This window comes from Plantibacter sp. Mn2098 (assembly GCF_049319745.1).
Taxonomy (GTDB): Bacteria; Actinomycetota; Actinomycetes; order Actinomycetales; family Microbacteriaceae; genus Plantibacter.
The window spans coordinates 181,662-202,343 of sequence record NZ_JBMOUH010000008.1 but is presented as its reverse complement, the minus strand read 5'-3'; the positions used below and the strand labels follow the sequence as shown (position 1 = coordinate 202,343).

18 protein-coding genes and 1 pseudogene are annotated in these 20,682 nt (G+C 68.7%); 6 read left to right on the top strand and 13 right to left on the bottom strand.

What is annotated here, in order from left to right:
* Positions 1-35: 35 nt before the first annotated feature.
* Both ACL9RL_RS13930 and ACL9RL_RS13925 read right to left on the bottom strand, forming a co-directional pair.
* Complete coding sequence (locus tag ACL9RL_RS13930; RefSeq protein ID WP_422780866.1) at positions 36-1,550, bottom strand: FtsX-like permease family protein; 1,515 nt, start codon at positions 1,548-1,550, stop codon at positions 36-38.
* 308 nt (positions 1,551-1,858) lie between these two features.
* Positions 1,859-2,548 (bottom strand): annotated as a pseudogene (locus ACL9RL_RS13925) (ABC transporter ATP-binding protein); the annotation flags it as partial.
* A 129-nt stretch (positions 2,549-2,677) separates the two neighbouring features.
* Between ACL9RL_RS13925 and ACL9RL_RS13920 the strand changes: the two are divergent.
* Entirely contained in the window at positions 2,678-3,832 is a 1,155-nt protein-coding gene (locus tag ACL9RL_RS13920) for an AI-2E family transporter (protein ID WP_422780865.1), read from the top strand.
* Between the two features lie 171 nt (positions 3,833-4,003).
* Here the strand turns inward: ACL9RL_RS13920 and ACL9RL_RS13915 are convergent, their stop codons facing one another.
* The 6 genes from ACL9RL_RS13915 to ACL9RL_RS13890 form a co-directional block, all read right to left on the bottom strand.
* Positions 4,004-5,236 (bottom strand): ABC transporter ATP-binding protein, encoded by a 1,233-nt coding sequence (locus tag ACL9RL_RS13915; RefSeq protein WP_422780864.1) that lies wholly within the window; start codon positions 5,234-5,236, stop codon positions 4,004-4,006.
* Positions 5,233-6,195 carry an ABC transporter permease gene (locus ACL9RL_RS13910; protein ID WP_422780863.1) on the bottom strand — a complete coding sequence of 321 codons (963 nt, stop codon included), beginning with the start codon at positions 6,193-6,195 and terminating at the stop codon, positions 5,233-5,235. Before ACL9RL_RS13910 ends, ACL9RL_RS13915 begins: the two co-directional genes overlap by 4 nt.
* The gene (locus tag ACL9RL_RS13905) at positions 6,192-7,070 is read right to left on the bottom strand and encodes an ABC transporter permease (RefSeq protein ID WP_422780862.1); all 879 of its coding nucleotides are present in this window, start codon (positions 7,068-7,070) and stop codon (positions 6,192-6,194) included. Before ACL9RL_RS13905 ends, ACL9RL_RS13910 begins: the two co-directional genes overlap by 4 nt.
* Before the next feature lie 47 nt (positions 7,071-7,117).
* A complete protein-coding gene (locus ACL9RL_RS13900) occupies positions 7,118-8,251 on the bottom strand; it encodes an ABC transporter substrate-binding protein (RefSeq protein WP_422780861.1) in 1,134 nt (377 codons plus the stop codon).
* Positions 8,252-8,590: 339 nt separating this feature from the next.
* A complete protein-coding gene (locus ACL9RL_RS13895) occupies positions 8,591-9,226 on the bottom strand; it encodes a GNAT family N-acetyltransferase (protein WP_422780860.1) in 636 nt (211 codons plus the stop codon).
* Positions 9,227-9,413: 187 nt separating this feature from the next.
* Positions 9,414-10,526: a lactonase family protein gene (locus ACL9RL_RS13890; protein WP_422780859.1), complete on the bottom strand. Its 1,113-nt coding sequence runs from the start codon at positions 10,524-10,526 to the stop codon at positions 9,414-9,416.
* A 294-nt stretch (positions 10,527-10,820) separates the two neighbouring features.
* Between ACL9RL_RS13890 and ACL9RL_RS13885 the strand changes: the two genes are divergently transcribed.
* Complete coding sequence (locus ACL9RL_RS13885; RefSeq protein ID WP_422780858.1) at positions 10,821-11,429, top strand: maleylpyruvate isomerase family mycothiol-dependent enzyme; 609 nt, start codon at positions 10,821-10,823, stop codon at positions 11,427-11,429.
* A gap of 444 nt (positions 11,430-11,873) precedes the next feature.
* Here ACL9RL_RS13885 and ACL9RL_RS13880 read toward each other — a convergent pair whose 3' ends face one another.
* Together ACL9RL_RS13880 and ACL9RL_RS13875 are read right to left on the bottom strand one after the other, a co-directional pair.
* Positions 11,874-13,160: an adenylosuccinate synthase gene (locus tag ACL9RL_RS13880; RefSeq protein WP_422780857.1), complete on the bottom strand. Its 1,287-nt coding sequence runs from the start codon at positions 13,158-13,160 to the stop codon at positions 11,874-11,876.
* A 229-nt stretch (positions 13,161-13,389) separates the two neighbouring features.
* Complete coding sequence (locus ACL9RL_RS13875; RefSeq protein ID WP_422780856.1) at positions 13,390-13,866, bottom strand: DUF3151 domain-containing protein; 477 nt, start codon at positions 13,864-13,866, stop codon at positions 13,390-13,392.
* A gap of 128 nt (positions 13,867-13,994) precedes the next feature.
* Between ACL9RL_RS13875 and ACL9RL_RS13870 the strand changes: the two genes are divergently transcribed.
* The 3 genes from ACL9RL_RS13870 to ACL9RL_RS13860 all read left to right on the top strand — a co-directional run bounded on the left by ACL9RL_RS13870 (position 13,995) and on the right by ACL9RL_RS13860 (position 17,461).
* Entirely contained in the window at positions 13,995-14,834 is an 840-nt protein-coding gene (locus ACL9RL_RS13870; protein WP_422780855.1) for a TetR/AcrR family transcriptional regulator, read from the top strand.
* Positions 14,824-15,480 carry a hypothetical protein gene (locus ACL9RL_RS13865; RefSeq protein WP_422780854.1) on the top strand — a complete coding sequence of 219 codons (657 nt, stop codon included), beginning with the start codon at positions 14,824-14,826 and terminating at the stop codon, positions 15,478-15,480. Before ACL9RL_RS13870 ends, ACL9RL_RS13865 begins: the two co-directional genes overlap by 11 nt.
* A gap of 124 nt (positions 15,481-15,604) precedes the next feature.
* Positions 15,605-17,461, top strand: coding sequence for a YhgE/Pip family protein (locus tag ACL9RL_RS13860; protein ID WP_422780853.1), 1,857 nt, complete (start codon positions 15,605-15,607; stop codon positions 17,459-17,461).
* Between the two features lie 11 nt (positions 17,462-17,472).
* On the opposite strand, the gene ACL9RL_RS13855 is transcribed toward ACL9RL_RS13860, so the two are convergent.
* The 3 genes from ACL9RL_RS13855 to ACL9RL_RS13845 all read right to left on the bottom strand — a co-directional run bounded on the left by ACL9RL_RS13855 (position 17,473) and on the right by ACL9RL_RS13845 (position 19,415).
* Positions 17,473-17,883 (bottom strand): hypothetical protein, encoded by a 411-nt coding sequence (locus ACL9RL_RS13855; protein WP_422780852.1) that lies wholly within the window; start codon positions 17,881-17,883, stop codon positions 17,473-17,475.
* A gap of 203 nt (positions 17,884-18,086) precedes the next feature.
* The gene (locus tag ACL9RL_RS13850; protein WP_422780851.1) at positions 18,087-18,494 is read right to left on the bottom strand and encodes a hypothetical protein; all 408 of its coding nucleotides are present in this window, start codon (positions 18,492-18,494) and stop codon (positions 18,087-18,089) included.
* Positions 18,495-18,767: 273 nt separating this feature from the next.
* A complete protein-coding gene (locus ACL9RL_RS13845) occupies positions 18,768-19,415 on the bottom strand; it encodes a TrmH family RNA methyltransferase (RefSeq protein ID WP_422780942.1) in 648 nt (215 codons plus the stop codon).
* 277 nt (positions 19,416-19,692) lie between these two features.
* Between ACL9RL_RS13845 and ACL9RL_RS13840 the strand changes: the two genes are divergently transcribed.
* Complete coding sequence (locus ACL9RL_RS13840) at positions 19,693-20,505, top strand: HAD-IIA family hydrolase (protein ID WP_422780850.1); 813 nt, start codon at positions 19,693-19,695, stop codon at positions 20,503-20,505.
* Positions 20,506-20,682 lie beyond the last annotated feature (177 nt).

Sequence of the window (20,682 nt, the reverse complement as noted above, 5' to 3'; positions counted from 1 at the left end):
AACACCGGGCCGGCCCCGGCCCGTCCCACCCCAGCTCACACCCGCTCCGGCGCGCGCAGCACCGACGTCAGCACCGGACGGGTCGCGCGCAGCGACAACCACACGAGCCCGATCCCGGCGGCGAGACACAGCACGATGACGAGCACCGAGACCGGCGCGAGGATGATCGCCATGCCGGTGAGCGGGAAGACGAGCACGGCGCCGATGACCGCGGACCCGATCGCGACGGTCCGCAACGGCAGCAGCACGGCACGGGACCTGGCCCGCTCCATCGCCCGCTGGGGCATCCCCAGACGGTCGAGGCTCACGGAGAGCGCCCGCCGATCGAGGATCTCCGAGGCCTGATTCACCGCCACGGAACACGACACCATCATGAACGACACGGCGAGGATGATGAAGATCCCCGTGCGCACATCGGCGACGATCACCTGCGACTCGTCGCTCCCGCCCGCGTCCCCCGCGAGGTCGACGAGCGCGAGTCCCGTCCCGGCGACGACGGCGATGAAACTCGTCATCGCGACGCCGCTCACCTGTCGCCAGGCCGCCTTGGGCGATTCGAGGATCCCCCGCGCGGCCAACAGCTTCGCCGGCGTCTTCGCACCACGCAGTGCGACGCGTCCGACGACCCCGATCGCGAACGGCCCAACGAGATTCACGACGCCGATGCCCGCCGCGAACGCCAGGACGATGATCGCGATGATCACCACACCGGCGAACCCGCCGAGCATCGTGAGCGCCCCGAACAGGCCGAGGATCAAGACCGCCCCGATCACCGGGCGGATCCAGTGCACCGTGGCGGCCTGCTGCCTCGTGCGCACACCGAGCGGCGACACGTTCACGGCGCGCAGCCCGATGGCGGCGCTCACTGCGGCGAGCAGCCCGATCGCGACGATGACGCCCACGAGCACCGGCGCACCGACCCACACGGCGAACGGACCGATCATCGCGCCGTTGAAGGAGAGCAGCCCGACGAGCGGCATCGTGACGGCGTAGACGACGGCGCCGATGCCGGCACCGAGCAACGCGACGGCGCTCGATTCGAGGATCGTCATCCTGGTGACGTCCGATGGCGTCGCCCCGAGCAGCCGCAGGGTAGAGAGCCGGTCGTCGCGACGCCTGGCCGAGAGTCTGGCCGCCGCGCCGCCGAGTGAGACGAGCGGGACGATCAGGATCGCGAGCGCGAAGACGCTGAGCACCTGGTAGAGGACTGCGGCTTCGGTGTCCCACCGCCAGAACATCATGGTGCCGCCCACCACGATGAGGACGAGCGCCGACATCACGGTGAAGGCGATGACGGGCAGCGCGATGGTCGCGAGGCTCTGCGCGCCGGGTCTCGACAGCAGCCAGGTGAGTCGTGCGATCGGCGGGCGCCCGGTGCCGCGCGGCGGCGGCCCGGTGAATCGTTGGGGTGCGCCGCCGGCCGGTCGATGCGACGGTGTCACGACGACGAGGCCGCGGACGGGACCGGCCTCCGGTTCTGCGACGGCCGTGCGGCCGGCAGTGTCCTCGTCCCCGCCGGCGCCCTCCGGCCTGCTGGTGTGCTCGATCACGCCGCGGCCCCCTTGCGACGGTACTGGGCGAACCCGCCGAGCGTCATCGCATCGGACGCCCACCCGGCCCCGAGGAATCGGATCCCGGACGTCTTGGCGGGCGGCTGGGCGGCGTGTGGCTGGGCAGTGAGCGGCTGGGCAGCACGGCCAGCCTGCATCGGCGCGGCCTGCAGCGCACCTCCCTCGGAGCGCTCCGCCTCGAACCCCGACGCGCCACGGTTCGCATGCGCACCGGCAGAGACGGGAGCGGACACCTGCGGCTGCACGGACATCTGCGGCGCCGCCGGCACCTGGGCCGGCACCCCACCCGCCGCAACGCCAGCGCCCTCGATCCGCCCGTCCCGCAACCGGACGATGCGCGAGCAGCGCGCCGCGACGGTCTCGTCATGCGTCACCACCACGAGCGTCCGCCCCTGCCCGGTCGTGGCATACAGGAGCGCGCCCATCACGTCCGCGGAGGTCTGCGAGTCGAGCGCCCCCGTCGGCTCGTCCGCGAACACGACCGATGCGCCGGTCACCTGCGCCCTCGCGATGGCGACGCGCTGCGCCTGCCCGCCGCTCAGCTCGCCGATGCGGCGCTGCTCCAGCCCCGCCAACCCGAGCGCCGCCAGCCATCCGGCCGCGTGCTGTTCCGCATCCTTCCGCGCCACCCCGTTCAGCATGAGCGCGAGCGCGACGTTCTCCACGGCGGTCAGTTCCGGCACGAGGAGGCCCTGTTGGAACACGAACCCGAACGACTCCCGACGCAGTTGGGAACGCCGGTGCTCGTTCAGCTCGTCGATCCGCAGCGGCCCGGTCGACGCGGCGAAGGTGACGGTGCCGTGGTCAGGGGTGACGATGCCGGCGAGGCTGTGCAGCAGGGTCGTCTTCCCGGAACCGGAGGCGCCCATGATGGCGACGGATTCGCCTGCCGCAATGTCGATGTCGACGCCGGCGAGCGCGAACGTGGTCCCGAACTGCTTGACGATGGAACGTGCGGAGAGGATGGGAGTGTTCATGGTTTCCATCGTCGTCAGCCGTCGACCCTGCCGCATCGGGCCAGCGAGGGAAGCTCGATGCCGCTCCTCATACCGTGGTATGACCGGCGACTGCGCCCACGGTGCCCCGGAACCCAATACTCTTACGGCATGGCCATCGAATCACGGCGGAATCCCAGGCTCCGCGCCACCTCAGGAACCCCGCGCATCCAGTTCCGTGGAGGCCGCCCGGTCGCCCGCACCGAGACGGTGAAGACGATCCTGCAGCAGCCGTTCGCGGTCGGGTTCGTCGGTGCGCTCGGGGTGCTCGCGGCCATCCTGCTCGGGGTGACGCTGGGGTCCCTGTCGTCGATCCTCGTGTACATCGCGGCCGCCCTCTTCATCGCGCTCGGACTCGATCCGGTCGTCGTCAGGTTGGAGTCGCACGGCCTGAAGCGCCCCCTCGCGATCCTGATCGTGTTCGGCGCGTTCGCGCTGCTCATCGTCGGGCTGCTCGCGCTCATCGTCCCGATCGTGACGAGGCAGGCCATCGAGCTCATCCAGCACGCGCCGATGTTCCTGACCGACATCAAGAACCAGCCCTGGTTCCTCGACCTCAATACGGCTCTCGGGCCCGGCGTCGATCTGGAGGGCGCGCTCGCCTGGCTGCAGTCACTCGCCTCTGACCCGAAGAACTGGTTCGCGGTCGCGGGCGGTGTGCTGAGCGTCGGTTCCGGCATCGCGAACGGGTTCTTCGGCGGCTTCATCATCCTCGTGCTGTCGCTGTACTTCCTCGCTTCGATGAACGCGATGAAGAACGCCTTCTACTCGCTCGTCGCCCGCCGCAACCGCCTGCGCGTCATCTCCATCACGGACCAGATCACGGCGTCGATCGGCGGGTACGTCAACGGGATGGTCATCCTGGCGGCCATCAACTCCGGGCTCGGGCTCGTGATGATGCTCATCGTGGGGGTGCCGTTCGCGGGGATCCTTGCGGTGGTGATCTTCTTCGTGACCCTCATCCCGCTCGTCGGATCGATCATCGCGACGATCATCGTGGCGATCGTCGGCCTGTTCAATTCGCCGGCGACGGCGCTGATCGTCGTGATCTACTACCTGATCTACATGCAGATCGAGTCCTACGTCCTCACCCCGCGGGTCATGAACAAGGCGGTCGCCGTCCCGGGGGCGCTCGTGGTCATCGGCGCGATGGTGGGTGGTGCGCTCCTCGGTCTGCTGGGAGCGCTCGTCTCCATCCCGGTCACGGCGTCGATCCTGCTCATCATCAAGCAGGTCGTGGTCCCGCGGCAGGACAAGAAGGCGTAGAGCACCGGCGGTCTGCCTGCCCGCGCCGCCCGCCCGCGCAGGCACTGCACGAGAACAGGAGAACCGCACGGGAGAAGGCCTCCCCTGCGCGCAGGGTCCTTCTCTCGTGCGGTTCTCCTTGTGCCGTGCGGCTGCCGACGGCCGCCTCTGCGGCCGCCGGCAGCCGAACGGCTAGGCCGGACGCACCGCCACGGCACGGCCGGCGAGGCGGAGGTGCACGACGTCGCCCGGTTCGAGACGGTCGTTCGCGCCGTGCTGCACCGCGACGAGCGTCTCGTCCGCCAGCTGCACCGTCGTCCGGCGCACCGGCCCGAGGAAGCTCGACGTGAGCACCGTGGCCTGCGTCGGCGCGATCGACTCGTCCGCATCCGGCTCGACGATGGCATCGGCCGACGACCCAGCGCCAGCCCCGGCCCCGGCCCCGGCCCCGGCGACACCAGCACCAGCACCAGCACCAGCACCAGCACCGACACCAGCACCGACACCAGCGCCAATGCCCACGAACTCGATGTCCTCCGGCCGCACGAGCGCGTGCACCGCGTCCGCAACCGGTGCGTCCCCGAGCACCGGCAGCCACTGCCCGAGGACCCTGATGCCGCCCGCTTCCAGCTCGCCGGGGATCCGGTTCGAGAGCCCGATGAAGTCGGCCACGAACGGCGAAACCGGACGGGAGTACAGCTCCTCGGGAGTCCCGATCTGCTCGATCACACCGGCACGCATCACCGCGACCCGGTCGGCGACTGCGAGCGCCTCCTCCTGGTCGTGCGTGACGAAGAGCGTTGTGATCCGCAGCTCCGTCTGGATGCGACGGATCTCGTCGCGCAGCTGCACGCGCACCTTCGCGTCGAGCGCGCTGAGCGGCTCGTCGAGGAGCAGGACGCGGGGACGGGTGACGAGCGCGCGGGCCAGTGCGACCCGCTGCTGCTGGCCGCCGGACAACTGGTGCGCGTATCTGGCGCCGAGGTGTCCGAGGCCGACGAGCTCCAAGCTCTCCGCCGCACGCGTCCGACGCTCGGCCGCCGCGACCTTGCGCATCCGCAGTCCGAACTCGACGTTCTCCTGCACGGTCAGGTGCGGGAACAGCGAGTACGACTGGAACACCATGCCGAGGTCCCTGCGGTTCGTCGGCACGGACACGACGTCGACGCCATCGATGAGGACGCTGCCCTCCGTGATGTCCTCGAGGCCGGCGAGGCTCCGCAGCGCGGTCGTCTTGCCACAACCCGACGGCCCGAGCAGCGCGACGAACTCACCAGGCGCAAGCGTCAGGCTCACCCCGTCGAGCGCGCGCGCCCCTCCGCCGTAGTCCTTCACGACCTTCCGGAACTCGACCTCGGCACCGGTGGAACCCGAAGCGAGCGTCGACGACGGAACTGCCCCGACTGAAGTGGTCTGATCGGTCATGATGTCTCCTTGGCGCGACGGCTCTCACCGACGCGTCCGATGATGAACAAGAGGATGAAGGCGAAGGCGAGCGACAGCAGCGCGAAGATGACCGCGACGAACGGGTCGCTCTTCTGCACCTGCACGAGCGCCGTCTGCAGGGTGTTGCGTCCGAGGAGCGACGCGATCGTGTACTCGCCGAGGACGACGGCGACGGAGATGACGGCCGCGGACAGCACACCGCGGCGCAGGTTCGGCAGGATGACGCGGCCGAGCACGGTGCCCCAGCTGGAGCCGAGCGTGCGCGCAGCCTCGCTCAGGGTGCCGACATCGACCGACTGCAGGTTCGCGGCGATCGCCCGGTACGCGTACGGCAGCACCGTGATCCCGTACGCGAACGCGAGCGTCCACGGCCCGGACCCGAAGATCTGCGCCACCACCGAGAACACCGGCGCGAGGCCCACCACGAGCACGATCGCGGGGACCGTGATCGGGATGATGCAGATGAATTCGAGTGTGCGCTGCAGCTTCGGGAAGCGCAGTTTCACCAGGATCATCGTCGGCAGCAGGATCACCACGACGATGGCGACGGTCACGACGGCGAGGACGACGGAGTTCCCGATGCCCTGGAACAGCACCTGATACTTGCGCGCGTTCGCCGGGTCGAAGATCGCGGCCCAGTGGTCGAAGTTGTAGCCGCCGCCGAGCCCGCCGCGCAGGGTGAACTCGATCATCGACAGGATCGGGACGGCGAAGAGGAGCCCGATGATCCCGAGGATGAGACGGCTCGTCAGCTTGGACGGCGTTGCGGCGTCACGGCGACGGCTCGGTCGGATGCGCGGAGGCAGACCGGCCGCCGTGGCTGCATCGCGTCGCACGATCGTCTCCGTGACCGTCACCGTCGGGACGGCGCCCAACTGGCCTGCCGGGTCGACGGACGGTTCCGTGGCCGGCCCAGCGGCCGGAGTCGTTCCACTCATTTCTGCCACCGTTCCGTGCGGGCCTGCAACGCCGAGTAGGCCGTCATCATCACGACCATCACGATGATCATGCCGATGGCGAGCGCGCCGGCGAGGTTCTGACGTCCGAGGACGGTTTCGCTGATGAGGGCTGCACGGATCTGCAGCGGCACGATCTGGGCGCCCTGGCTGATGAGGGCCGCGGCCGTCGCATAGCTGGAGAACGCGTTCGCGAAGAGGAGCAGGAGCGAGCCGAAGAAGGACGGCGCGAGGATCGGCATCGCGATGCGTGTCCAGTAGGTGAACCCGGTGCCGCCGAGGGTCGCGTTCGCCTCGGACCAGGTCCGCTTGAGACCCTCCATCGCCGGCATGAAGGTGATGACCATCAGCGGGACCTGGAAGTAGAGGTACGGGAGGATGAGGCCGGGCACCTGGTAGAGCCAGACGCCGCCGGCGAAGATATCGATTCCGAAGGTGTTCTTGAGGTACAGCGTCACAACGCCCTGGATGCCGATCGTCGCGATGAACGCGAACGCCAGCATCACACCGCCGAACTGGGCCAACACGCTGGAGGCGGAGTCGACAAACGATCGGACCATGCCGTCCGGGCGGACCGCGAGGAGCGCGTAGCAGATGAGTGCGCCGAGGATCGCACCGACCACTGCGGTCAGCGCCGAGATCCAGAACGAGCTGACGAAGGTGCCGAAGACGGCCGGGTCCGCGAGCGCCGTGAGGTTGTCGAAGGTGAATGCACCCTTGCCGTCGAAGAATCCCGTTGCGAGGGCGAAGACGGTCGGCACCGCGAGGAAGAGGAGGGCGTAGGCCGCGAACGGGGTGAGCCCGAGAAGGGCCCACCCCGAACGGGACCGCGCCCGCCGGGCGGTGGGACGGCTCACGCCATCCACCGCCCGACGGTCAACGGGACTTGCCTGGTCGATGCGACTCACTTGGAGATCGCAGCCGCCCACTTCTGGGCGAGGAGAGCGGTTGCTGCCTCGGTCTGCTTCGGCGTGAACTGCACCATGTCAGCAGGTGCTTCACCGACGGCCTTGAGCGCGTCCTTGTCGACCGTGCCGGCCTTGACCATGGCCGCGAGACGCGACGGGTAGGCGCCGGACGCGAGGTACAGGTTCTGCGCCTCGTCGCTGTAGATGAACTCCTGCCACAGGCGGGCGGCCGCGGGGTGCGGGGCGTCCACGTTGATGGCCTGGTTGTAGTAGCTGCCGACGGCGGTGCCGGGGAGGACCGTGGTCTTCCAGTTGCGCGTGCCCTTGTTCTCGACGCCTGCCGCGAGGTTGTTGTAGCTCCAGTCGATGACGACGGGGGTCTCGCCGGAGGCGATCGTGGCCGGGGTCGGGTCGACGGGAAGGAAGTTGCCGGCCTTGTTCAGCTTCTGGAAGAAGTCGATACCGGGCTGGATGTCATCGGCGGTCCCACCGGACTGGACGGCAGCCATGTAGACGCCTGCTGCAGCTGCGCCGGCCTGGGTCGGGTCGCCGTTCAGCGCGACCTTGCCCGAGTAGTCGGAGCCGAGGAGGTCGTCGAGCTTCGTCGGAGCCTTGACGGAGTCCGCGTCGTAGCCGATCGAGACGAGACCGGTGTAGTCGTACACCCAGAGGCCGGTGGACTCCTTGTACTCCTTGGGGATGTCGTCCCACTTCTCGACCTGGTACGGAGCGAACTGCTTCAGGTTGTCGAGCGTGACGGCCGAACCGAGGTCGAAGGTGTCGGGAGCGGTGTCCTGACCCTTCTGGTTTTTCGCAGCGGTGATCTCTTCCGCGCTCGACACGTCGGGGTCGGCGGAGTTGACCGTGATGTCGTACTTCTTCTCGAACGCGGCGATGATCTTGCCGTAGTTCGCCCAGTTGTCGGGGAGTGCGATGACGTTCAGTTGGCCTTCGGCCTTCGCAGCCTTGACGAGGCCGTCGATGCCGCCGAAGTCCTTCGCGCTCGTCGCGGTTGCTGCGTCCACCTTGCCGTCGGATCCGGCGGGTGCGGCGCTCGTCGAGCACGCGGTGAGGGCGGTTGCGGCGATCGCGAGAGTCGCGAGGGCCGTCAAGGTACGCCTGCTGTTCACTGTTCCTCCAGTGATGCCTGCGGCCGTCCCGTGCTGTCGGGACCGTTGGACACCGCTGACATCTGGGAGTGAAGCTACGCACGCCTGGTGGCCGCACGGCCACCACTTGATGTCCAGTTCGTGAACGACGGCGGTCGTTCCGGCGTCAAGCGCTTGCTGCGGCTATGCTGCGCAAATCTGCACATATGTGCAGCGCCTGTCCGTCCCCGCGGTGGAGGGTCGAGCATAGCTCCTTCGATTTTGATGCCGCCCCGGACACATCGCCGTGATTCCGCGGGAGCGGCATCGGTCCGCCCCGTTGTGGAGGAGTTATGCGCGATGCAGTGGTGCGCGCCGCGCTCAGATCGAGCGGAGAACCACCGGACCCGGGTGCCGATCGAGGCGCGCGAGCAGCCCATCGCGCACCTCGGCCCACTCCTCCACAACGACGGAGAACAGGGCGGTGTTCCGCCAGCTGCCGTCGGCCCGGCGCTTGTCACGACGCACGATGCCCTCGAACGTCGCACCGAGTTTCGCGATGGCGGCACGCGAGTGGGCGTTCCGCTCGTCGGCCTGGATCTTCACCCGGCCGAACCCGGCGTCGAAGGCGAGCTGCAGGAGGAGCAGTTTGGCTTCGACGTTGACCGCCGTGCCCCAGACGCGCGGGTCGTAGGCGGTCCAGCCGATGTGGGCGTGCTCATCGGATTCGACGAAGTCGCCGAGCGTGCTCGTCCCGACGACGAGGCCGTCGTGGTCGCCACCGACGAGGCGGATCGCATAGGTGTTGCGGTTGTCGCCCGCAAAGTACCCCGCTGCGAACGCGGCGAATTCCGCCTGCGTTCTCGGGAGGCCCTGCGGTCCGCCGCCGTATCCGCCCGCGAAGACCTCGGGGTGGCCGATCGCCGCGAAGAGGGCCTCGTGGTGTGCCTCTGTGAGCGGTTCGAGTCGGATGGTGCGGCCGTCGATGGGGCGCGGTTCAGGTCGTCGTGCAGTCACGCGTCCAGCATAGGTCCCCGCAGCCGCCGCGATTGCCCGCCCGCGAGCTGTCAGTTGTGGCGGTTTTCGCACTGGTCAGAACCGCCACCGGTGCCAGCTCGCGAGCTGTCAGTTGTGGCTGCTCTGGTGCCGGTCAGACCGACCACGAGTGCCAGCTCGCGAGCTGTCAGTTGTGGCTGGTTCCGTACTAGGCGAAGAGCAGACAGGTCGGCGAACCGGTGTCGAGCGTGCCGACGAGCGTCGTCGGGACGCCGGTGCGCTCATCGAGACGGAAGGTCGCGATGGTGTCCGACAACTGGTTCGCGACGTGCAACAGGTTGCCGGATTCGAGGTGGTGACGGGGCCAGTCGCCGCCGCATTCGACATCGCCGACCGACTGCAGCTTCGAGCCGTCGCCCTGGACGGCGAGCGTCGCGATGAGGTTGCTGCCGCGGATGCCCACGTGCAACTGATCGCGCGATGCCGCGAGGCTGATCTCGGACGGGAAGTCGCCCTCCCGCATGCCCTGCGCCGCAGCGAGGACGGCGGACACGATGTGCCAGTGACCGGTGCCATCCGGTGCGAGGGTGAAGACCTCGTTGGAGTACTCCGTGACGACATGCAGATGGCCGCTCGGGTGGGTGACGAGGTGGCGGGGGCCGACGCCCTCCGGGAGCACGACGGTGTGATCGAGGACGATGCGCTTCCCGCGGATCTGCCAGACGCGCACGGTGTCGTGGCCGAGATCGGTCGTCGCCAGGCGTCCGTCCGGCAGCATCGCCGATGCGTGCGCACGGGACGGGCGGGACGGCAGCGCATCCGCGACCGCGGCCTCGACCGCCAGTTGGGTGAGCGCGTCCTCACCGGCATCGGCGGCTTCGGCCTCCACCGTCCGGGGTGATGCGTACGGGTCGACCGATGCTTCGCCGAGGAACGGCTCGCCGCCGAACGAACCGTTGGCGGCGAGCGGGATGTCGACGACCCGGCCGTCTCCATAGCAACTGGCAATCAGACCGGATGCGTCGGGCAGCGCGGTGACGTGGCAGACGGAGTCGCCGGCCTCGATCGGGCCGCCGAGCGGGACGAGGCCGAATTCGCCTGAACGTTTGAACGCGAGCGCCGTACCGGTCCCTTCGCTCGCCGCGTAGAGGATGGGCAGCGTCGGATGCAGTGTGAGGAACGACGGCGATGCCGCTTCGGTCCGGTGCACGAGACGGAGCGTGCCGGCGTCGTCCTGGCGGAGCAGGCTGATGCCGGCGCCGGTGCCGTCCATGTCCGAGGTGTAGGAGCCGAGCAGCAGGTACGGGTTCGTGTCAGTCACCCCGCCATTCTGCCCGACCATCGCCTGCCGTTTTCACAATTCAGGATCATCTGCACGATTCAGGACGATCGGGCCGATTCCGGCGGTGTTTCGTCCTGAATTCCGTCAACGTTCCTGAATTCTGGAAGTGCTGTGCGGCATCGTGCGTGTGGGGCGTGTGGGCGTGCGCGCGTCGAGATGTTCGCAATTCCGGAACTCTGCGGTCGAAACAGGGTGTTTCGGGGCGACACCGATGATTTCAGCCGGATTCGCGACAACAGTTCCGGAATTGCGAACAGCGTGGCACGATGAGGCATGACCGACCTGGCTCGTTATCAACAGGCCTGCGATGCGTTCATCCGCACCGTCCGGCACATCCGCCCGCAGCAGTGGAGCAACCCCGGGCTCGGCGTCTGGGACGTCCGCGCACTCGTCGGTCACACCTCGCGCGCCATCATCACGGTCATCGAATACCTGGCCCTCGACGAGCCAGAGACCGTGTCGATCGACAGCTCAGCCGACTACTACGGCCAGATCTACCTCACCTACACGAACCCGGAGGCCATCGCCTTGCGCGGATTCGACGCCGGGCGGGCGCTGGGCGACGACCCGGTCGCGCATGTGACTGCTCTGCGGGATGCGGCGATCGATGCCATCGGCCGGCAACATCCCGACCGCCTCGTTTCGCTCGGCGGCATGGGCATCCCGCTGCACGAGTACCTGCGCACGCGCGTGTTCGAGCTCGTCGTCCACACGCTCGACATCGCGCGGGCCACCGGGCAGGAAGCCGCGATCCCTCCGCTGCTCGTCGAGGAGGCGGCATCGTTGGCGGCTGGAATCGCCGCCCTCCGTGGAGATGGCGAGCAGGTGCTGCTCGCGTTGACCGGTCGCACCCCGCTGCCGCCCGGTTTCAGCGTCGTCTGAGCTGCGCCTCCGCGCCGCCTGAGCTGTGCATGATTTCCGGATGCTCCGCGCCGCCCGAGCTGTGCGCAATTCCGGAACTTCCGCCCGCCACGAGCCGCGCGCAATTCCGGAAGTTCCATGCCGCCGGAGCTGTGCGCAATTCCGGAACTTCCGCGCCGATTCGGCCGAAAACGGCCGTTTTCGCGTCGAGAGGCGGCAAATCGCGCCAGAATTCCGGAATTCTGAACAGCCCCAGGTGACCGACGACACCCGACGGGGTTTCAGAATTCAGGAAGGTTGACGGAATTCAGGACGGAATGGCCCGCAGATCGGCTCGATCGTCCTGAATGCCGCAGATGTTCCTGAATTGTGGAGATCCGACCGGAGCGGGGACGACGAAGGCCGCCCCGCGTGAGCGGGACGGCCTTCGTGACGTGACTGCGTTTCGGCGACCGACGACCCGAACTAGCCGATCAGGTCGTGACGGACCACGATCGCGTCGCGACCCGGGCCGACACCGATGGCGGAGATCCGCGAACCGCTGATGCGCTCGAGCGCGAGGACGTAGTCCTGCGCGTTCTTGGGCAGATCCTCGAAGCGGCGGACACCGGTGATGTCCTCCTGCCAACCGGGGAACTCCTCGTAGATCGGGATCGCGTGGTGGAAGTCGCTCTGCGACACCGGCACCTCGTCGACCCGGACGCCATCGACCTCGTAGGCGACGCACACGGGGATGGTCTCGAGCTCGTCGAGGATGTCGAGCTTCGTGAGCACGAAGTCCGTCACACCGTTGATGCGGGCCGAGTAGCGCGCGATGGGCGCGTCGTACCAGCCGACACGACGCGGACGACCGGTCGTGGTCCCGAACTCGAACCCCTTCGAGCGCAGGTAGTCGCCGGACTCGTCGAACAGCTCGGTCGGGAACGGACCGGCGCCGACACGCGTCGTGTACGCCTTGACGATGCCGATCACACGCTCAAGACGGTTGGGGGCGACGCCTGAACCGGTGGCCGCACCGCCCGAGGTGGCGTTGGAGGACGTGACGAACGGGTACGTGCCGTGGTCCACATCGAGCATGGTGGCCTGGCCGCCCTCGAAGAGGACGACCTTGCCGTCGTCAAGCGCCTTGTTGAGCACAAGCGCGGTGTCCGCGACCATGGGCCGCAGGCGCTCGGCGTACGACAGGAGGTCGTTGACGATCTCGTCGACGGTGATGGCACGACGGTTGAAGACCTTGACCAGCAGGTGGTTCTTCTGGTCGAGCGCGCCCTCGACCTTCTGCCGCAGGATGTTCTCGTCGAACAGATCCTGGATGCGGATGCCGACGCGGTTGATCTTGTCGGCGTACGCCGGTCCGATGCCACGGCCGGTCGTGCCGATCTGACGCTTGCCGAGGAAGCGCTCCGTGACCTTGTCGATCGTGCGGTGGTACTGCGTGATGACGTGCGCGTTGGCACTGACGAGCAGGCGCGACACGTCGAGGCCGCGGGCCTGCAGCGCCTCGAGCTCGTGGAACAGCACCTCGATGTCGATGACGACACCGTTGGCGATGACCGGGATCACCCCATCCGTCAGGATGCCGGACGGCAGCAGGTGCAGCGCGTACTTCTCGTTGCCGACGACGACCGTGTGTCCGGCGTTGTTGCCGCCGTTGAACTTGACGACATAGTCGATGCGGTCGCCGAGGAGGTCTGTCGCCTTCCCCTTGCCTTCGTCGCCCCACTGGGCGCCGATGATGACGATTGCTGGCATCCGGATGCCACCCCTTCTGATTCTCGCGTGCCCGTTGCGCCGCAGCGATGCCCTCGCGGGTTCATCGACCGACGGGCCGGACGCCTGCCCACTGCCGGACAAGCGCCTCATGCACGCACCCGTCCATCGTATCGGAGGAGGCATGGGGACCGCGGTCCCTGCTCGGGCTGGGGAGAGAACGACCCGTCATCGTGCCGGTGGAGGAACGATGACGCTGGTCGTCAGCGGCTCAGTCGGTCCCGAGGATCACGATCGCCGACGTCGGCGGTGCGGCAGCCGCGATGGCGGCCTCGATCTCGCGGGCGGCCTGCGGATCCGCGTCGTTCAGGAAGGTGGTGAGGCGCTCGACCTCGCCGTCCTCACCGATGGCCTTGGCCGAGCGGCGGAGCGCGTAGAGGGCGCGGAGCACACCGCGGTTCGGCTCGTGCGACCACGGGATGGGGCCGCGTCCACGCCAGCCGGCGGCGCGCAACGCGTCGAGACCGCGGTGGTAGCCGACACGTGCCGCGGCGTAGCCGGGGACGGGTGACTGCGGGTCGTGGACGGCGTCCGCCAGGAGCGCCCAGGCGAGCGGCGATGCCGGGTGCTTGGCAACGATTTCGGCGAGGGCCTCGATGGACCCGACCGCGGCGAAGAGCTCCCGATCGACCGCATCGTCTGCAGGCAGGAGGGTCGGAGGAGGACTGAGTAGATCTTCGCCGGTCACCTCTCCACCATACCTCCGTTCCCGGGAGGCGATCACGGAGAACGCTGGGCGCGCGGCCGCCTGAGAGCTCGCTGGGCACCGCGTCCGGCTATCTTGCACACGCCTGTGCAAGTTACTAGAATCGGAGCATGCCCACCGCCCAACCAGCTCAGTCGCCGTCCACTCGGCCCCCATCGTCCCAGAGCGGCGTTCGGCGCGGTACCCCCACCGGTCAATCCACCTCCCAATCAGCCCCGCGCGCCACCCGCCGCGACGCCACGGAGAACCGCGAAGCGCTGCTCGAAGCGGCGGCCACGGCACTCCGCAGCGATCCCGACGCCAGCCTCGAAACCATCGCGGCAGCCGCCGGCCTCACCCGCCGCTCCGTCTACGGCCACTTCGCCACCCGCGACGAACTCGTCAACGCGGTCGTCATCGCCGGGGCCGAGCGCGTCGCGAGAGCCGTCGGTTCCGTCCGCCACGACGACCCGCTGACCATGATCGCGCTCATCGGCGACATGCTCTGGACCGAGGTCGACCACGTTCGCGTGATGGCACCCCTCGCCGTCCGCGGCCCGCTCCGCGCGGTCACCGCCAGGGCGCTCGAACCCGTCAGAACCCTGCTGCGCGACACGGTCGCGGCCGGAGTCGCGGTCGGCACCATCCGCAGCGACATCGATGCGGCAACGCTCGCCCGCCTCATCGAGAGCGCCGCCATCGCGGTCCTCGAAGAGGCGACGCAGACAGAGCTCGCCACAGAGGACGGCCGCCGGCTCGTGATGCGCACGACGCTCAGCATCGCCGGGCTGTCCTGGCGGGAGGCCGACGCCCTCGCGGCTGCGACGGTGGCGCCGCCTCAGGCCTCGGACACCCAGGTACCCGACTCTGCACCGAACCCATGGCCAGACTCAGGGCCCACCCCAGGGCCCACCCCAGCACCCCCTGTCCCATCCACCACACACCACCAGGAGCCGAGCGATGCGCGTTGAGCTGACCGACGTCTCGAAGGGCAAGAACGGCCTCATCCTCGAGCCGACGACCCTGTCCTTCCGCACGGGCGAAGCCACCTTCGCGCGCGCGGAGACCGAGCAGCGCCCCACCGTCCTCGGCCTCATCGCCTCCGGTCGGATGAAGCCGGACACCGGCACCGTCCACATCGACGGCGGGGTCGACAACCGGGCGATGCGCCGCCACGTCGCCCTCATCGACGCCCCGGACGTGTCCGAACCGGCCAGTGACGTCACCGTCGCGGGCGTGGTCGCCGAGGAGCTGATGTTCGCCGGCCGGCCGAGCCACCTCTTCGCCGTGAACCGGACCCTCGACGACCTCGGTCTCTCCTCGATCAGCCGCAACGCGATCTCCACGGCTCCCCCGACCCAGCGCGTCCGACTCCTCACGGAGCTCGCCGTCCTGCGGAAGGACGTCACGGGCCTCGTCCTCGTCTCCCCAGACCGCCACGGCGGCGACCCGCTCGAATGGTGGACCATCGCGCGGCACCTCGCCGCCCGCGACTACGCGATCCTCGTGATCGCCGGCGACGCATCGGCCACCGCCATCAACGCGACAGCCGATGCCCCCGTGTCCGAGAACGCGACCGACGAGCTCGTGCCCCTCTTCCAGAAAGACTGGACATGACGTCACCCGCGTCAGGTCCTCCAGAAGGACTGGACATGACGTCACCCGCGTCCCCCACGCACCGCACCCCCTCGATTTCCCCCGTGCACACCGCACGCACACCTCTCCTCCAGAAGGATCGATCGTGAAGATCTTCGCCATGGTCCGCGCCGAACTCGCCCGTCTCTGGGCGACGCCGATGTCGCGGCTCGCCCTCATCGCCCTGATGGCAGTGCCACTGCTCTACGGCGGCCTCTACCTGTGGGCCAACCAGGACCCGTACGCGAAGCTCGACCAGGTGCCCGTCGCGCTCATCGTCGACGACGAGGGATCCACGAGCACCGAGACGGGGTACGAGAACTTCGGCGACACGATCGCGGAGCAGCTCATCAAGGACGGCTCGTTCGCGTGGCAGCAGGTCTCTGCTGCGGATGGCAAGCGGGGCGTCAACGACGGCACGTTCGACTTCAGCGTGACGATCCCGGCCGACTTCTCGAAGGCGCTCAGCTCTGCCGCCGGCAGCGATCCGAGGCAGGCGGACGTCATCCTCACGACGAACGACGCGAACAGCTACCTGGCCTCGACGATCGGCGAGCAGGCGGTCAAGCAGATCAAGGCCACGATCGTGAAGACCGTGAACGAGAAGGCTGCCGGGCAGTTCCTCGACGCGCTCGACACCATCCGGGTGAAGCTGCAGGATGCGGCGACGGGCGCCACCCAGATCCTCGACGGCACGAACAAGCTGCACGATGGCGCGGGTACGGCCGTGGCCGGCGCGCAGTCGCTCGCGGACGGGACGGCGCAGCTCGCCGCGGGCACCGCGAATCTGCCGTCCCAGACCGACCAGCTGGCGTCCGGCGCCGAGCGGGTCGCCGGTGGGACGTCGGAGCTGGCCGGGAAGGCGGATCAGATCGGCGGGGTCGCACAGCAGGTCGTGGACCAGCTGCCGGCCGCGCGAGCGCAGATCGTGCAGGCGCTGACCGATCAGCATCTCTCTCAGGACCAGATCGACGCCATCCTCGCCAAGCTCGATGCGGCAGCGAGCGACGCGAACACCGTCAATGACAAGGTCCAGGGCACCGTCTCCCAGATCGACGCGCTCAACAGCGGAGCGCAGCAGGTCGCCGGTGGCGCCCGTCAGCTCGCCAACGGCACGCCGGCCCTCGCATCCGGGACCCAGCAGGCCGCGGACGGCGCCGCTGCACTGCGTGACGGCCTCGTGACGCTGCAGGCCGGCATCGGAACGCTCCAGCAGGGGGTCACGACCCTTCGCGACGGCCTCCAGTCCGGTGTCGACGCGATCCCGGCGACCACGGCAGACTCGCGTGCCCTGCAAGCCAAGACGATCGCCGACCCCGTCAAGCTGTCGTCGACCTCGGTCACGAACGCTGGGACGTACGGCGCCGGCCTCGCACCGTTCTTCGTGAGCCTGGCTGCGTGGATCGGCATCTACGCGCTGTTCCTCATCGTGAAGCCCGTCTCGCGTCGTGCGATCACGGCGCTGCACAGCCCGATCAAGGTGACGCTCGCCGGCTGGCTGACGCCAGGCATCCTGGGGGCGATCCAGATGATCGCGCTGTTCGGGATCCTCGCGGGGGTGCTGCACTTCGACATCCACAATCCGTTGTGGACGTACGGGATGATGGCGCTCGCATCGCTCACGTTCGCGTCGATCATCCTGACGCTCAACGTGTGGCTGGGCAGCGTCGGGCAGTTCCTCGGGCTGGTGCTCATGGTCATGCAGCTCGTGACGGCCGGCGGCACGTTCCCGTGGCAGACCTTGCCTGCGCCGCTCGCCTGGCTGCACCACGTCCTGCCGATGTCCTACGCCGTCGACGGCATGCGTCAGCTGATGTACGGCGGACGCATCGATGCCGCGGTGCAGGACGCCGGCGTGCTGCTGGCCTGGATGGCGATCGCGTTGAGCCTCGCCGCGATCGGCGTCATCCGGATGACGCACGCCAGGACGCTGCGCGACCTGCGGCCGAGCCTCATCGGGTAGGCGGCGGCGCGCTACCGCGAACGCGACGGGCGTCGGTTCGCCACCAGCAGTGCGCCGACCCCGAGGACGAGGACGGCCGCGGCCACGATCATCCCCGGCCCGGCGAGCCACGGTGCGACGTCGGCGATCCGAGGGGCGACCATCGGCTCGGCGATGCGAGCGGGCGCGATGTGCGTGCCGGCTGCCCGCGCGGGACTCGCGGCGAGGATCGCGATGAGGAGGACTCCGAGCATCGCGGCGACGGCGACCCCGAGGTTGGAGCCGACAGCGGTCGCGATGGGACGGCGTCGCGCCCCGGCGCCAGGGCCCGCCGCGAGGTCCTGAAGCGCGTCCCGCTTCGAGACGGCGTTCGGGTTCACGTCGGAATCCGCCCCGATGCCGATGTACGGCTCGGGCAGGTTGCTGGGGAGGGATCGCGTCATCGGGTGCTCGCCTTCGGGTGTCGAGTATCGCCCAGCTCGGGTGCCGGAGGTCCGGGTGTCGGTGCGCCCGTTCGGGTGGGCTGATCGACGGTGCTGGTCACCTGGGAGAGTCTGGCGCGCGCCGATCATGACGCGACATCGCCCGGGATTCCCCTGGCTGCCGCACGACCTGTGCGCAACTCCGGTGCGCGACCGCTGCGTGACTACTGCGCGAGTGCCGCTTCGCGCTGCTCAGCGAGCGCACGCCGACGGGTCGCGAACACCGCACCCGCGCCCCACACGAGCAGGGAGACGACGAGCGCGCCGGCCGGCCCCGCGAGCACGGAGGGATCGGCGACAGCGGCAGATGCACCACCCGCGGCGGTGTCGGCTGGGGCCTCGTGCGGGACGGGTGCGGTGAACGACGTCGCGGCGCCATCGACCGGACCGGCGGCCACAACCGAGGCGAGCGCGGGCGATGAGACGCCGACGACGACAGCGACGGCGATCGCTGCCGGGAGCACGATCCGGGTGATCGTGCGAGAGCGGTTTGCTGCGACGGGGCGGGTCTGTGACTTGGGGGTGCGGCCGGCGAGTTCGGGCAAGCTGACGCGCAGATGTGATCGGGTCATCTGTGACACTTCGTTCTTCGGGTGGGCCGCCGATCGCATCGTCCGGGATTCGGGTTCCGAATGATGGCTTCCGTAACATCGGGTCGTCCGGAAGATCGGGTTCAGCGGTGGAGTCTGACTCCGCTTCCGATTATGGCCCGATCATCGCGGCAGTACCGGAAGAAGATGAACCCTTGGGAAAAACTGAGACAAAACTGAGTTCTGATCAGGGCTGGCCCCGACGCGATGGGACGGGTCGGGCGAGACGAGGCCGATCGCGCGTCCTGCGTCGACTCAGTTCGTCCCGAACCGGACGTGCTGTATGACCCACGAATGCATCGCGACGGCCGCTGCAGCCGAGGCGTTGATCGACCTCGTCGACCCGAACTGGCTGATCTCCACCACGGCGTCCGCCGCAGCGATCGCCTCGGGAGAGAGGCCGGGCCCCTCCTGCCCGAAGAGGAGCAGGCATCGCTCGGGGAACTCGAACGTCTCGATGATGACGGAGCCTGGCACGTTGTCGATCGCGATGATCGGCACACCCTCCTCCGCGGTCCAGGCGACGAGCGCCTCGATGTCGGTGTGGTGCAGGACGTGCTGGTACCGGTCGGTCACCATCGCGCCGCGCTTGTTCCAACGACGACGACCGACGATGTGGACAGTGTCGGCCGCGAACGCGTTGGCGGTGCGCACGATCGACCCGATGTTCATGTCGTGCTGCCAGTTCTCGATGGCGACGTGGAACGGGTGGCGGTGCTCGTCGAGGTCGGCGACGATCGCCTCCATGCTCCAGTACCGGTAGCGATCGATGACGTTGCGGGTGTCGCCCGCGCGCAGCAGGTCCTCGTCGTAGTGCGGCTCATCCGGCCATTCGCCCTGCCAGGGGCCGACGCCGGCCGTGGACTGTTCGTGGGTCGCGGGTGGCTCGATCCGTCCGTCGATCGTCGGGTCCGGGTCGTTCGCAGCGTCTGTCACCAGCCAAATCTACCCGCCGTATCGCTCCTGAGCTGCGAACGTCACCCCGTCCGCAATTCCGGGAAAGGTGTGACAGGAGTGACGAATCGGCGCGAAATCGGCCGGATTCGCCGGATTCCGGCCCGGAGTTCCGGAATTGCGAACAGTGCGGGGCATGCCAGACTGGTACTGCTGACGCCGGCGCCGCCGCCGGCTCCCCGCTGCGGCCGCCGTGCCGCATCCCACGGACACGACGGAGGACACCATGTCGCGACGCGATGAAGTCGAATGCTGGCTCACAGACATGGACGGCGTGCTCGTCCACGAGAACCACGCGCTCCCGGGAGCAGCGGAACTCCTCCAGCAGTGGAAGGACCAGGGCACCCCCTTCCTCGTCCTGACGAACAACTCGATCTTCACCCCTCGCGACCTCGCAGCCCGCCTCCGCGCCTCCGGCCTCGACGTCCCGGAGGAGCGCATCTGGACGTCCGCGCTCGCGACGGCTGCATTCCTCGCCGAGCAGGAGCCGGGCGGCTCGGCCTTCGTCATCGGCGAGGCCGGCATCACGACCGCGCTGCACGAGGCCGGGTTCATCATGACCGAGACCGACCCCGACTACGTCGTCGTCGGCGAGACCCGCAACTACTCGTTCGAGGCCATCACGAAGGCGATCCGTCTCATCGCCGCCGGCGCACGGTTCATCGTGACGAACCCCGATGCCACCGGCCCGAGCGCCGACGGCCCGATGCCGGCGACCGGCGCCATCGCGGCCCTCATCACGAAGGCGACGGGCAAGGAGCCCTATGTCGTCGGCAAGCCGAACCCGATGATGTTCCGCTCGGCGCTCAACAAGATCGGCGCGCACTCGGAGAACACGGGCATGATCGGCGACCGGATGGACACCGACATCGTCGCCGGCATCGAGGCCGGACTCCACACGGTCCTCGTGATGACGGGCATCAGCGATGACGCGGAGATCGCCAAGTACCCGTTCCGGCCGAACGAGATCCTCGGCGGCGTCATCGACCTCGTGCGCAGCGAGCCGCTCGAGACCGAGCTGTACGACTCCGCTCCCTGACCCGTCACTCGCACATCGTGGGGCGGCCCGATGCGTTTTGCGCACCCCGGAGCCCCCCAAGTAGAGCGCCCCGCGATGTTCGCAATTCAGGAGCGCGTCGGCGCGTCGCGTCCGACACGCCGGTTCGGCGCGTCGACCCGCCGCGGCCGTCCTGAATTGCGAACAGCACACGATCGC